General features: G+C 32.3%; 16 protein-coding genes. 14 read left to right on the top strand and 2 right to left on the bottom strand.

The genetic code is table 11. The features are described 5' to 3' along the window. Positions 1 to 471 (bottom strand): hypothetical protein, encoded by a 471-nt coding sequence (locus NNH57_RS05365; RefSeq protein WP_132066103.1) that lies wholly within the window; start codon positions 469 to 471, stop codon positions 1 to 3. Between the two features lie 41 nt (positions 472 to 512). Further along, positions 513 to 1,313 carry a class I SAM-dependent methyltransferase gene (locus tag NNH57_RS05360; RefSeq protein ID WP_074408326.1) on the bottom strand — a complete coding sequence of 267 codons (801 nt, stop codon included), beginning with the start codon at positions 1,311 to 1,313 and terminating at the stop codon, positions 513 to 515. A 145-nt stretch (positions 1,314 to 1,458) separates the two neighbouring features. Between NNH57_RS05360 and NNH57_RS05355 the strand changes: the two genes are divergently transcribed. The 14 genes from NNH57_RS05355 to NNH57_RS05290 all read left to right on the top strand — a co-directional run bounded on the left by NNH57_RS05355 (position 1,459) and on the right by NNH57_RS05290 (position 12,876). Beyond that, on the top strand, positions 1,459 to 2,277 hold the full coding sequence (locus tag NNH57_RS05355; protein WP_074408327.1) for an SMP-30/gluconolactonase/LRE family protein: 819 nt from the start codon (positions 1,459 to 1,461) through the stop codon (positions 2,275 to 2,277). A 310-nt stretch (positions 2,278 to 2,587) separates the two neighbouring features. Beyond that, positions 2,588 to 2,845, top strand: a complete 258-nt coding sequence (locus NNH57_RS05350; protein ID WP_108808400.1) for a hypothetical protein — start codon at positions 2,588 to 2,590, stop codon at positions 2,843 to 2,845. A gap of 200 nt (positions 2,846 to 3,045) precedes the next feature. After that, positions 3,046 to 3,894, top strand: a complete 849-nt coding sequence (locus NNH57_RS05345) for a helix-turn-helix domain-containing protein (protein WP_074408329.1) — start codon at positions 3,046 to 3,048, stop codon at positions 3,892 to 3,894. 108 nt (positions 3,895 to 4,002) lie between these two features. Next, entirely contained in the window at positions 4,003 to 4,476 is a 474-nt protein-coding gene (locus NNH57_RS05340; protein ID WP_074408330.1) for a hypothetical protein, read from the top strand. A gap of 41 nt (positions 4,477 to 4,517) precedes the next feature. Then, entirely contained in the window at positions 4,518 to 4,889 is a 372-nt protein-coding gene (locus NNH57_RS05335) for a DoxX family membrane protein (protein WP_025666564.1), read from the top strand. A gap of 176 nt (positions 4,890 to 5,065) precedes the next feature. Then, positions 5,066 to 5,221 carry a hypothetical protein gene (locus NNH57_RS05330; protein ID WP_159099264.1) on the top strand — a complete coding sequence of 52 codons (156 nt, stop codon included), beginning with the start codon at positions 5,066 to 5,068 and terminating at the stop codon, positions 5,219 to 5,221. Positions 5,222 to 5,379: 158 nt separating this feature from the next. Next, complete coding sequence (locus NNH57_RS05325) at positions 5,380 to 5,928, top strand: carboxymuconolactone decarboxylase family protein (RefSeq protein ID WP_074408331.1); 549 nt, start codon at positions 5,380 to 5,382, stop codon at positions 5,926 to 5,928. A 103-nt stretch (positions 5,929 to 6,031) separates the two neighbouring features. Beyond that, a complete protein-coding gene (locus NNH57_RS05320) occupies positions 6,032 to 6,400 on the top strand; it encodes a cupredoxin domain-containing protein (RefSeq protein WP_074408332.1) in 369 nt (122 codons plus the stop codon). Positions 6,401 to 6,487: 87 nt separating this feature from the next. Continuing rightward, the gene (locus NNH57_RS05315) at positions 6,488 to 7,210 is read left to right on the top strand and encodes a hypothetical protein (RefSeq protein ID WP_108808399.1); all 723 of its coding nucleotides are present in this window, start codon (positions 6,488 to 6,490) and stop codon (positions 7,208 to 7,210) included. A 216-nt stretch (positions 7,211 to 7,426) separates the two neighbouring features. Then, on the top strand, positions 7,427 to 8,695 hold the full coding sequence (kynU, locus tag NNH57_RS05310) for a kynureninase (protein ID WP_108808398.1): 1,269 nt from the start codon (positions 7,427 to 7,429) through the stop codon (positions 8,693 to 8,695). Beyond that, positions 8,692 to 10,092 (top strand): FAD-dependent oxidoreductase, encoded by a 1,401-nt coding sequence (locus NNH57_RS05305; protein ID WP_074408335.1) that lies wholly within the window; start codon positions 8,692 to 8,694, stop codon positions 10,090 to 10,092. The genes kynU and NNH57_RS05305 overlap by 4 nt, the downstream gene beginning before the upstream one ends. A gap of 104 nt (positions 10,093 to 10,196) precedes the next feature. Next, positions 10,197 to 10,613, top strand: coding sequence for a RidA family protein (locus NNH57_RS05300; protein WP_108808397.1), 417 nt, complete (start codon positions 10,197 to 10,199; stop codon positions 10,611 to 10,613). A 33-nt stretch (positions 10,614 to 10,646) separates the two neighbouring features. Then, a complete protein-coding gene (locus tag NNH57_RS05295; protein WP_074408337.1) occupies positions 10,647 to 11,414 on the top strand; it encodes an IclR family transcriptional regulator in 768 nt (255 codons plus the stop codon). Between the two features lie 19 nt (positions 11,415 to 11,433). Then, positions 11,434 to 12,876, top strand: a complete 1,443-nt coding sequence (locus NNH57_RS05290) for an aldehyde dehydrogenase (protein WP_108808396.1) — start codon at positions 11,434 to 11,436, stop codon at positions 12,874 to 12,876. The last annotated feature ends 6 nt before the right edge of the window (positions 12,877 to 12,882 follow it).

Genomic DNA, 12,882 nt, shown 5'->3' with positions numbered 1-12,882 from the left:
TTAGTCAGAATGATTTTCAACAATTTGATAAAAAAGTTGTTCTAATGCATAAAATCGCTTACCATCAATATCTTCTTTTATCAACTTTTGGCTATTAGTTTTTATATTTATTTGAGCCTCTTCACCATTTAGGTTAATAGTTCCTTTAATTCTTTCACTATACCCATATTTATTTAAATATTTGTCCTTTAACTCCTTATCAATTGTCTGGGTCAGTTTATTTTTTGAAAGAAAATTTGAGATTTTTTTAATCTCCTTTTCTGTAAGGTCAATACTATTTGTGTATTGTTTATCGTGTGCATCTATCCAATACTCTAGAAATTTTCCTTTCAAGTTCCAAACACGTTCTTTAGTATCAAATTTTCGCTCAGCGTGATCATTGATATAAATACCATATACAAGATTAATCTCAAGTTTCTGTTGGGCAATTATTACACTGGGAAAAAGAATAATAAAAATAATTTTATTCATAACTAACATAGTGAAGTGTTTTTCATAAAAAGCAATTAAATCTATAGTTGGGCTTTGATCGCGAAGATTAGTGGATATAATTTCTCTTTTGTAGCAAACATCTTGTTTTCATCCTTAATTAAACCAGGGAAAACCTCATAAGGCGATCCGTCATATTCATTTAAGTATTCTATAGTTAATCCAGCTTCTGTAAGAGATGACACCACTTCTCCTAATCCATGATTCCACCCGTACTCTTTACTAATCATATTAGATTCTGGATTAGCATATGTTCCTTGATATTCTTCATAGATGACATCTTTTTGATGATATCCATATTTCATTATAGGCTTCTCTTCTAAATAATCAAACATCCATACTATAGGATGAAACTCAACTATATAAAAAACACCGCCAGGTTTTAGTCGCTGAGCTATCATTTTGCCCCAGGGTTTTAGATCAGGTAACCATCCGATGACTCCATAACTGGTAAAAACAATATCAAACTTATCATTAATATATTCTGAAGTATCCAACACATTACAACATACAAACTTTGCGTCCAGATCCAATTCTGTATTTAAGCTTTTGGCCAATTCGATTCCTTTTTCTGATAGATCAACACCAGTACATTTTGCTCCTAACCTACTCCAGCTTAAAGTATCCTGTCCAAAGTGACACTGAAGATGTAATAATGACTTACCAGACACATCTCCTAGCGCTTCTAGTTCATATTGTTTCAATGAAGTTTTTCCCTTTTTAAAAGCTTCTATATCATAAAAATCACTTCTGGCATGAATATCAACTTTTTTATTCCAGGTCTGTTTATTGGTTTCAAAATAATTGTGTAGTTCTTTAGACATTATGAGATTAAATTAACCAAGTATACTTATTTTTCATAAATATAATAAAGTCAATTCTATTAAGGTATATGATAAAAAAAACAATGGGATATATTAAACAAATACAAAACCGTAACTTTGAAAAATCAGTTTTCAACCTATTACTATGAATAATTTCTCTACTACATTTTTTGTTTTTTTTGTATGTATTTCATTTTCAGGAAAATCGCAATCTTTTAATAGTCCAGAAAGTATAACATTTGATGAGGCAACAGATTCTTACTACGTTTCAAATATTGGTAATGGAGAAATCCTTAAAATAGATAAAACAGGTGCAAAAACATCTTTTGTATCGGGATACACTTCGTTTCTTGGTGTAAAACTACACAACGGAGTTATTTATAGCGCAGAAGACAATAAATCTGGAGATGATTTTATTAGAGGATTTGACATATCGACAGCTGAGTTAGTATTTTCATTACGAATACCAAACACTAAACAACTTAATGATATCGAGTTTGATGATACAGGAAATTTATACATTTCGGATCGTGAAGGAAACACAATCTTTAAAGTATCGATCAACAATAAATCTTATGAAATTCTAGATAATACTATTAATACTCCGAACGGACTTTATTTTGATATTAAAAAAAATAGGCTATTAGTCTGTAATACGATAGACAAAAGTGCAGTATACGAAATAGATTTAGAAAGCAAAAAAACCACATTAGTTGTCAAAACCAATTACCCACATTTAGATGGGGTTACAATGGATAAAAGTGGATCAATTTATCTTACTAGTTGGTCTATTGATTGGAAAAAAAGTGTCCTTTTAAAATATGACAGTAAAGAATTTATCGAAATTGTAACGAATAGCAATGGGATGGCTGACATAGAATATAATCAAAAAACGAATGCAATAGATGTTGCGCAATTATTTGACAACTCTATACTACACTTTAATCTTTCGAATAAAAAATAGTATAATTTATATATATAATCCTCTAACCTGATTTTTATTTACAAAATAAGCACACCTCGCATAAATAAGAGATTTTGTACAATTCAAAAGTTGTTTACATCCATAATTCAATTCAAAAAATAAGATTTTTTCTGTTTTTTTTTGATAGGTTGAGGTTTCCCGTAAGAATTCTAAAAAAATCTGTACTAAATTAGTAATAGAGAAAAAATAGCACAAAATACACTTCTCATTATACGTCAGTTTACCGATCAATAATTGCTTATACTTACTATAACTAACTATGAATGACTTAATTTTAAAAGACACAAATATGAGTTTAAATAGAATAGCTAGAAAAAGTGGTGTAACATTAAACACACTTAGAGATCTTACTGAAGGAAATGTAAGATCTGGCATAGCAAATAAACTTGGGGTTACAACCTCTTCATTACAAACATTTATAGATGGAGGTACGAGTAATGCACTTGCTACTAAAATAGAAATAACCTCATCGAGCTTACAAGAACTTAGAAATATGATTGGACAACGAGGTGCAATTGGATTAATCGTTAGATTATTATTAGTTTGAACCTCTAGCTACCATAATTCATTATAGTCGATCTTCTTTATACGAATATCGATAACTCCCATATTGTTTCTCTGTTTCGAGAAAAACACATTCTACAAATTTCCAATACTCTAAAAAGCTTACCAATAAGGTAAAAACCACGAGCTTAAATCTTTTACATTAATTTGTAATACAATCATATAAACAACGACCTATCCTATATGATAAAAGAATTTAAAGAATTTTCGACCGGTGCTGTATTAAAAATTGCCAACGAAGAATTATTACAGTCCTATGCAACATCAAAACTTGTAGGATTATATACTTTTATCTGGGTTAGAGGTACTGATATTAGTATAGAGATTGATGGAATTTCTACAACAGTCAAAAAAAATAAAATTATAGTGTTAACTCCTAATCAATATTTTAAATTTATTGATGGATCAGATATCTTAGTATATCAGTTTAACAGGGATTTTTATTGTATCAAAGATCATGATAAAGAAGTAAGCTGTGTCGGAGTACTTTTTTATGGTAACACCACTATCTCTATTGTAGAATTAAATGTAAAAGAACAAAATAAATTAGATCAATTACATAAGGTTTTTCTGGATGAATTAGATACAGTAGATACAATACAGGCAGAAATGTTACGCATGCTAATGGCAAGATTTATAATAACGACTACACGTCTTATCAAACAACAAAGCAATTATAATAATCTTGGAGATCAGGTAGATTTGATCAGAAATTTCAACATCCTGGTTGATACCCATTTTAGAAAAGAACATGCAGTTGGTTTTTATGCTCAACAACTATTTAAATCCCCTAAAACGTTATCAAATAATTTCGCGAAATTTGAGAAAAGTCCTCTGCAAATTATTCATGATCGAATAATCTTAGAAGCCAAACGCCTACTTATCTATACTGATAAATCTGCTAAAGAGATTGCATATGAAATCGGTTTTGAAGATGCATCTCATCTTAGCAGAATGTTTAAAAGACATACATCTCTTTCTCCTTCAGAGTTTAAAAAACAATTAAAACCAGAATCCGAAGGGAAATATTGACAAGAATATGGGAAAAAAATCCATATATTAGTATTCGTTTTTGCCCCAACTTTGTATCCTAAAAATAAAACAACTTACCGAAGTGTTTTCGGATAAAGTATATTAGATATGAAAAGTTCAATTCGCGCAATCAAAACAGCAATATTTAGCATTTTATTTCTCTCTCTCTCGATAAGTAATGCTCAAATAATATATGAAGACCAATTAGAGACTGTATACCTCAATAAAAATGCAGAAGAAGTTGTGTATACAAATAGCTTTAGCAATTTTAATAATGATCTTATTGCTACAAACGAAATTAGTTTCAAGAATCAAATTCAAAAAGCAAACCAAAACAACGATCATTTATTGTTTCTTTCAGAGAGAAGCAACCTGCAAATTCTAACTTCAACTTACTTAAAAACTATACGTAGAGGAGCCAATCAAAGCAATGATCCTAAGTCTTTTAAAGCTTTTCTTAATGAGAAGTTACCAGAGTTAATTCATCAATTTAGAAAAGATAATAATCTAGAAGAATTGTATATTATCTCAAGAAAGAATACTTTTAATGGGAAAATCGACGCTTTACCCGGTGTTTTGTAACGTGTTTACCACACTATGAAGCTAACAAATAACAACCTAACATGAAAAAGATTCTACCCCTCTTGTTACGAATCGTCGTAGCATTGATCTTAATTCAAACACTAAGATTTAAATTTACTGCTCATCCAGATAGTGTGTACATATTCACAAAAGTCGGATTAGAACCTTATGGACGAATAGGAACAGGGATAACCGAACTAATCGCCGGAGTTTTATTATTAATACCCAAAACAGCGTGGATTGGCGCAATGTTAACCCTTGGTATTATAGGAGGAGCCATCATGATGCATTTAACCAAACTAGGCATTGAAATTAATAATGATGGCGGAATTCTCTTCATTACGGCTGTAGTGACTTTTGTATTAAGTGCTGTTATTCTTTGGATGAGAAGAAAAGAAGTCAAGTTTTTTTAACTCTAAAGTGATTAGATACTAATCTATAGTATTCAAAAAAAAGTACCCAACACCTCTTTATAATAGAGGTGTTTTTTTATGTCCGGGAAAAATCGACAAGTCTCAGGGAAAAACTACCATTTCTTTCCCTTCTTCTATGGCGCATCTTTGCATTGTTAATTTAAAACACTATAAAAATGACAGTACAACATAAATCAATTTTCAATTTAATTGAAATTTTTAGCCAAGGAAGAAAAAAAATAGCCGCTGCTATTCATCCAAAAACACATTGTGAGCAAAAAGCTATTCATGATTTTTATTGTGATACCAAAAAATCTTTCGCGAAAAGATAAGTATTAAAATAGATCGGGAAAATTTGACAAGCAATCGGGAAAAACCACTATTCTATCCCGCTTATTTCAACACGATCTTTGCCTCAGTAATTTAAAACAAAACAACAGAAACCCAAAAAGGTTTCAATTTCAATAAAATAACTTAAAACAATTATATTATGAGCACATTTAATGTACCAACAAGAGAAGAAGTAAATGCTGGTAATCAAGCAATATTTGATAATCTAAATAAAGCACTAGGATTCGTACCAAATCTATATGCCACTTATGCCCATAGTGATACAGCACTAGAAAATTACCTAAACTTTTCAAATGCAAAAACATCACTCTCTGCTAAAGAAAAAGAAGTAGTGAATTTAGCCGTAAGCCAGGTAAATGATTGTATTTATTGTTTATCTGCCCATACAGCTATAGGAAAAATGAACGGATTTACCGATGAGCAAATTTTAGAACTTAGAGCTGGTCGTGCTTCTTTCGACACTAAACTGAATGCATTAGCTGGATTAGCCAAAAATATTACAGAAAATAGAGGTAGAGCTAATCAGGGTGTTGTAAATAATTTTTTAAATGCTGGATATTCTAAAGGAAACTTAATAGATACTATCGTATTAGTAGGAGATAAAACAATTTCTAATTATATACATAGCACAACCCAGGTTCCTGTAGATTTTCCAGTTGCACAACCACTAGAAACTACCGAAGTCTAATTACCCCCGATTGAACCTCACAGATCGATATCAAACTCGATCGGTATCTCTGTGGGGTTTAAAAAAATAATTTCAAAACAATTTAAATTCAAGTATCAAAATCATGAAAAAGTTAATTACAGTATTCTCATTTATTTTAGCAATCACCTTTAGTGCACAAGCACAAAAAGTAAAAAATGTTTCTTTAGAGCAGACTAAAGGGGAATTCACTCAAAAAGAAATAAAACTATCAGAAGGAAGCTATGTATTCAATATTACCAACAACCAAGCAGGAACAGATGTTGGTTTTGTACTAGTTCCAGAAGGAAAGGATGCTTCTAATGCCGAAAATCATATCAAAACAGCATATGTAACTAAAGTAGTAGCCGAAGGAAAAACTGAAAGTTCTCAAACAGTTGCATTACAAAAAGGAACTTACAAATATTTTTGTCCTTTAAACAAAACCCCTCAATACACTTTGGTTGTAGAGTAATTTTCTCTATCTTTTTAAAACCTAAAACCTTGTTAATCTCGATTAGCAAGGTTTTTCTTTTTATATTTTAGCCAAAAATAACCCACAATGAAAAAAGCCTTAATAGTATTATCATCTATTTTATTATGTGTCGCATGTAACAACAACACTAAAAAAGAAAATACATACGAAGAGGATATAGAAGTTAGAGACCCAGAGCCTGTGGTAAATAAGAATAAAAAGAAAATACCAACAACGGCAGAAGCAATTGCTAATGCCAATGGTTTACAGCATTGGGATAAGGTAAAAGAAATTAAATTCACCTTTAATGTTGATCGAGACAGTAGTCATTATCATAGATCCTGGAGTTGGAAACCCAAAAATGATATAGTGACCTTAACCTCTGAGCAGGACACCATAACCTATAACAGAACTCAATTAGACAGCACTTCTGCTAAAGCAGATCAAAGATTTATTAATGATAAATACTGGTTATTAGCTCCTTTCAATCTTGTTTGGGATGCAGCAAGTTTTACTTCAAAACATGAAGTAAAAGCCATCGCTCCTATAAGTAATATCGAAATGCAAAAATTAACCATAGTGTATAACAAAGGAGGATATACCCCTGGGGATGCTTATGATTTTTATTTTGAAGGAGATTTTAGCATCAAAGAATGGGTATTTCGAAAAAATAACCAACCAGAACCTTCTATGATCACGACCTGGGAAAATTATCAGAATTTTAATGGTATTAAAATTGCTAAAACTCATAAGCTGCATGAAGGAAATCGAAAACTTTATTTCACAGAAATTGAAGTAATTGCCGACTAAAAACCGTAAGTAATCATCACGCCTCTTCGAAGTCTTTTGTAATACTTCGCATACCTTATTTTAATATTTCTTTTACAGAGTTTAATTCTAATTGAAGAATACATAGTATTTCTTCTAATTTGATCTTATACATATCAAAATTAAATTTATTGCTTTTAGTATCATTTTATTTTTGTAAATTAGTGAAACACTGTTTCAATTATTAAAACACTCAAAATGACCATAGCATCAAAAGCTAGTTTAGTATACGCAAAAGAGCTTGATCAAAAAGATAAAATAGCACAATACAGAGATCAGTTTCATATTCCAAAAGACGATAACGGAAACGATTGGATATACATGTGCGGTAACTCTTTGGGGTTACAACCAAAAACTACAAAAAAGTACATTGAGCAAGAACTTGAGGATTGGGCTAATTATGGTGTAGAAGGCCATTTTGAGGCCAAAAACCCCTGGATGCCATATCATGAGTTTTTAACAGATACTATGGCAAAAGTGGTCGGTGCAAAACCTCTAGAAGTAGTTATCATGAATACGTTAACTACCAATTTACATTTGTTAATGGTATCTTTTTATCAACCTAATAAAACTAAATATAAAATTGTAATAGAGAGTGATGCATTTCCTTCCGATCGATATGCAGTAGAGTCTCAATTACGATTTCATGGTTTTGATCCCAAAGAAGGATTAGTAGAATGGAAACCACGCCTTGGTGAAGAATTATTGAGACTAGAGGACTTAGAAACTATTCTTGATCAACAAGGCGACGAAATTGCTTTATTATTAATTGGAGGCGTTAATTATTATACCGGTCAATATTTGGATCTCAAGAAAATTGCCAATCTAGGACATGCCAAAAACTGTATGGTTGGTATTGATCTGGCACATGGTGTTGGCAATATCCAACCAGAATTACATGATTCTGGAGTTGATTTTGCTGCATGGTGCACCTATAAATATTTAAATTCTGGTCCTGGAAGCCTTGGAGGTTTATTTGTTCATGAAAAACATGCATATAATAAAGATCTAAAACGTTTTTCCGGTTGGTGGAGTCACAATAAAAACACTCGTTTTAACATGCGTCAGGAATTTGATGTTATGCCTGGCGCAGAAGGATATCAATTAAGCAACCCTCCTATTCTATCTATGGCAGCGATTAAAGCTTCTCTAGATATTTTTAATGAGGTAGGAATGGATGCTTTAAGAGAAAAGTCCAAAGCACTAACAGCTTATTTCGAATTCTTAATTAACGAGATAGATACCCATAGAATCAGAATCATTACTCCCACTAATCCAGAGGAAAGAGGATGCCAATTATCTATTCAGGTTAAAAATGCAGATAAAAGTTTACATCAACAACTTACTGATCATCATATTATTACAGATTGGCGAGAACCCGATGTTATTCGTTGTGCTCCCACACCGCTATACAATAGTTTTGAAGATGTATATCGAATGACCGAAATATTAAAAACATTGGTATGACGCAAAAAGAAGAAAATATACTCATCATTGGTGCAGGTCTATGCGGCTCTCTCTTAGCATTAAGAATGGCACAAAGAGGATACAGGGTAACTGTATATGAAAGCAGGCCTGATTTAAGAACTACCGATATCTCTGCAGGGCGTTCTATCAATCTCGCATTATCTGATCGAGGTTTAAAAGCCATGAAAATGGTTGGTATTGAAGATAAAGTAACTCCGTTTTGCATCCCGATGTATGGTAGATTAATTCACGATATTGAAGGAAATACATTTGCCTCTAACTATTCTGGAAGAAAAGGAAAATACATCAATTCTATTTCTAGAGGAGGTTTAAACGGGTTACTGCTAACTGAAGCAGAAAAATACGAGAATGTAACTATACATTTTAACAAAAAATGCACTGGTGTCGACATCGAAAATACAGTTGCAAAATTTAAATGTTATACGACCAAAGAAAAGTCTGAAGTACATGCAGATATTATCTTTGGAGCAGACGGTGCAGGTTCTGCTCTTAGAAAGAGTTATTATCTCGAAAAAAAATTCCTGTTCAGTTACTCTCAGAATTATCTAACACATGGTTATAAAGAATTAGAAATTCCCGCAGGCAAGATAGGAAACCATCAAATAAGTAAGGATCATTTGCATATCTGGCCCCGTGGTGAATATATGCTTATAGCTTTACCAAATTTAGATGGCAGTTTTACGGTAACCCTATTTTTATCTTATGATGAAGGTGAATACAATTTCAATAATCTAACCAATATTGAAAAAGTTACCGAATTCTTTAAAACACAATTCCCTGATGCTCTTGATTTAATTCCAGATATTGACCACGAGTTTTTTAACAACCCAACAGGAGCATTAGGCACTGTAAAATGCTCTCCGTGGTGCTACAAAGGGAAAACACTATTAATTGGGGATGCTGCCCATGCAATTGTACCATTTTATGGTCAGGGAATGAACGCTTCTTTTGAAGATGTTGTGGTTTTTGATGAAATTTTAGAACAACATCAGGGAGATTGGAGTGCTACTTTTAAAGCATATCAAAAAGCACGAAAAGAAGATACAGATGCTATTGCAGATTTAGCAATCGATAATTACTTCGAGATGCGAGATCATGTAGCTAATCCCTTGTTTAAAGAAAAAAGAAAATTAGAAATGGATTTAGAAAAAACATTTCCCGACATCTATTTCTCAAAATATTCTATGGTCACTTTTGATGAAAATATTGGGTATGCCAAAGCCATGAAAATAGGGAGAGCACAAGACAAAGCTTTACTAAATCTAATTGCAGATCATGAAATTAACACTTCAAAAGATTTAAAAAGCATATTTGATCAAGTACAACAAGAAACTAGTGAAATACTTGAAGAAGATAAAATTGCAGGATTAAAATAAGTATGATACTTAAAACAAGAACCGGAAAACGTAAGTTTTTCTAAACAAAAAACGAAAATTATAGATGCACTATACGCAACATTAATATTTCAATACTATTAACCATGAACAAAGGAAAACTAATACAAGGTAAAGCCACTCCAAGAGGTAAGTTTCCACATGTAAAACGTGTTGGAGATTTTATATTTGTTTCTGGCACAAGTTCCAGAAGGCCAGATAATTCATTCGAAGGAGTAGAAGTAGATGAATTTGGTACGACAAATTTAGATATCAAAGCACAAACAAAAGCTGTTTTAGAAAACATTAATGATATTTTAAAAGAAGAAGATGCAACCCTAAAAGATATTGTTGATGTCACTTCTTTTTTAGTCAATATGAACGATTTTGGAGGGTATAATGAGGTTTATGCTCAATATTTTGATTATGACGGCCCAACAAGGACTACTATAGCCGTGCATCAATTACCTCACCCTCATTTATTGATAGAAATAAAGGTAGTTGCCTATAAAAAACAAAACTAAATAGTTTGTAATCTCTAAAAAATCAAGATAATCATGAGTAATGCCATAGAAAAAAAAATTCTAAACACTTCGGTTGAAAAAGCATTCAATATTCTAGACTGCTTTTCGACAGATACAATAGAATTAGGTGTTACCGAAATTGCAAAACTAATGCACACCAATAAAAGTGCGGTATACAGGATGTTAGCAACTATGGAAGCCCTTAATGTAATTCAACAAAACACAGAAAACGGCAAGTATAGATTGGGGCTTAAATTATTCGAATTAGGGCAAAAAGTAAGCATTAATCAAAATTTCATATCCAAGGCAAGACCTTTTATGGAAGAATTGGTAAAACGTGCTGGTGAGACCGCTCATTTAGCTATTTACAAAAATCAGAAAGTATATTTCTTAGACAAAGTTGTAGGAAGGCATGATTTACAAATCAACTCACAAATTGGCACAGAAAAACCTCTTCATTGTACTGGATTAGGAAAGATTATGCTTGCATTTGTAGAACACGATTACAAAAAAATTATTAAAAATCTTGATTTAGAGTCAGTCACTAAAAACACAATAACCGATAAACAAAAATTAATCACCGAAGTTGAGAATATTAAAAACAATGGTTTTGCTTTGGATCTGGAAGAAAATGAAATAGGACTAGTATGTGTTGCTGTTCCTGTTTTTAGTATAAAAGGAAAGTTTATTGCCGCAATAAGTACTTCTGGTCCCTCGGCTAGATTTAATGAAAATGAAATTCAAACTTATACGGGAGATTTAAAACAAACTGCCGAGCAACTAAAATACATTTTCAGTTAATTAAAAAAATTGAGAACGCATGAAAAAAATTAAAAACTATATTAACGGGGAGTTCAAAGCTCCTGTTCAAGATCAGTGGATTGATAATTACAACCCATCTACTGGTGCTATATATAGTTTAATTCCTAATTCTTCGGTAGCAGATGTACAGATCGCTTATGACGCTGCAGCTCAAGCATTTCCTACCTGGTCAGAAACCCCATTACAACAACGTAGCGAAATCTTAGCTAAGATAGCATCATTGATAATAGAAAATCTGGATCAACTTGCCCAAGCAGAAGCTATTGATAATGGCAAACCTTTAAGCCTATCTACCAGTGTAGATATCCCAAGAGCATCTTCTAACTTTCAATTTTTTGCTAATGCAATTACACAGTTTGCAAGCGAAGCGCATGAAAGCACAGGTTTAAATGCTATTAACTTTACCCTAAGACAATCTATCGGTGTAGTGAGTTGTATTTCTCCGTGGAATCTACCACTCTATTTATTTACATGGAAAATTGCTCCGGCATTAGCAGCTGGTAATACTGTAGTAGCCAAACCTAGTGAAATTACACCAATGACAGCTTATTTACTTGGCGATATCTGCACTAAAGCAGGTTTACCAAAAGGTGTTTTAAACATTGTTCATGGATTAGGAAATACTACCGGGCAAGCCATTATAGAACACCCAAACATTAAAGCTATTTCTTTTACAGGAGGAACGGCAACAGGAGCACATATTGCCAAAACTGCTGCTCCTATGTTTAAAAAATTATCTCTGGAGTTGGGAGGTAAAAACCCTAATCTCATTTTTGCAGATTGTGACTATGATAAAATGCTTAATACAACGCTAAGATCATCATTTGCAAATCAAGGACAAATATGCCTTTGCGGCTCCCGAATATTTATAGAAAGAACGATTTATGATAAATTCAAAACTGATTTTATTGCAAAAACCAAAGCATTAAAAGTTGGTGCTCCTCTTGATCCCGAAACTAACTTAGGCGCACTAGTTTCAAAATCACATTTGGAAAAAGTGAAATCATATATCGATATAGCAGAAGAAGAAGGTGGTACTATTCTCTGCGGTGGTAATTATGTAACGGTAAATGGATATGAAAAAGGGTATTATTTACAACCAACCATTATCGAAATTAATACTACAGATTGCAGATTGGCACAAGAAGAAATTTTTGGACCCGTTGTTACGATTATGCCATTTGATAATGATGATGAAGCTCTAGCCATGGCAAATAATGTTCGCTACGGATTATCGTGCACAATTTGGACAAATAATTTAAATAGAAGTATGTATTTAGCAAAGCACATACAAGCTGGTATTGTTTGGGTAAACACCTGGATGATGCGTGATTTACGTACCCCATTTGGAGGTACAAAAGATTCTGGTGTAGGTAGAGAAGGTGGATTTGAAGCGCTGAGATTTTTTACTGAACCTAAAAATGTTTGTATACAATATTAAAGAATA

The sequence above is a fragment of the Aquimarina spinulae genome (genome assembly GCF_943373825.1).
In the GTDB taxonomy this organism is placed as follows: Bacteria; Bacteroidota; Bacteroidia; order Flavobacteriales; family Flavobacteriaceae; genus Aquimarina; species Aquimarina spinulae.
This window is presented reverse-complemented; position numbering and strand designations above follow the sequence as displayed.

Coding starts and splice junctions, on each gene's coding strand:
- NNH57_RS05360 (WP_074408326.1), bottom strand. CDS start 1,313: ATGTCTAAAGAACTACACAATTATTTTGAAACCAATAAACAGACCTGG.
- NNH57_RS05345 (WP_074408329.1), top strand. CDS start 3,046: ATGATAAAAGAATTTAAAGAATTTTCGACCGGTGCTGTATTAAAAATT.
- NNH57_RS05350 (WP_108808400.1), top strand. CDS start 2,588: ATGAGTTTAAATAGAATAGCTAGAAAAAGTGGTGTAACATTAAACACA.
- NNH57_RS05300 (WP_108808397.1), top strand. CDS start 10,197: ATGAACAAAGGAAAACTAATACAAGGTAAAGCCACTCCAAGAGGTAAG.
- NNH57_RS05305 (WP_074408335.1), top strand. CDS start 8,692: ATGACGCAAAAAGAAGAAAATATACTCATCATTGGTGCAGGTCTATGC.
- NNH57_RS05340 (WP_074408330.1), top strand. CDS start 4,003: ATGAAAAGTTCAATTCGCGCAATCAAAACAGCAATATTTAGCATTTTA.
- NNH57_RS05355 (WP_074408327.1), top strand. CDS start 1,459: ATGAATAATTTCTCTACTACATTTTTTGTTTTTTTTGTATGTATTTCA.
- NNH57_RS05315 (WP_108808399.1), top strand. CDS start 6,488: ATGAAAAAAGCCTTAATAGTATTATCATCTATTTTATTATGTGTCGCA.
- NNH57_RS05325 (WP_074408331.1), top strand. CDS start 5,380: ATGAGCACATTTAATGTACCAACAAGAGAAGAAGTAAATGCTGGTAAT.
- NNH57_RS05320 (WP_074408332.1), top strand. CDS start 6,032: ATGAAAAAGTTAATTACAGTATTCTCATTTATTTTAGCAATCACCTTT.
- NNH57_RS05290 (WP_108808396.1), top strand. CDS start 11,434: ATGAAAAAAATTAAAAACTATATTAACGGGGAGTTCAAAGCTCCTGTT.
- NNH57_RS05295 (WP_074408337.1), top strand. CDS start 10,647: ATGAGTAATGCCATAGAAAAAAAAATTCTAAACACTTCGGTTGAAAAA.
- NNH57_RS05330 (WP_159099264.1), top strand. CDS start 5,066: ATGACAGTACAACATAAATCAATTTTCAATTTAATTGAAATTTTTAGC.
- NNH57_RS05335 (WP_025666564.1), top strand. CDS start 4,518: ATGAAAAAGATTCTACCCCTCTTGTTACGAATCGTCGTAGCATTGATC.
- NNH57_RS05365 (WP_132066103.1), bottom strand. CDS start 471: ATGAATAAAATTATTTTTATTATTCTTTTTCCCAGTGTAATAATTGCC.
- kynU (WP_108808398.1), top strand. CDS start 7,427: ATGACCATAGCATCAAAAGCTAGTTTAGTATACGCAAAAGAGCTTGAT.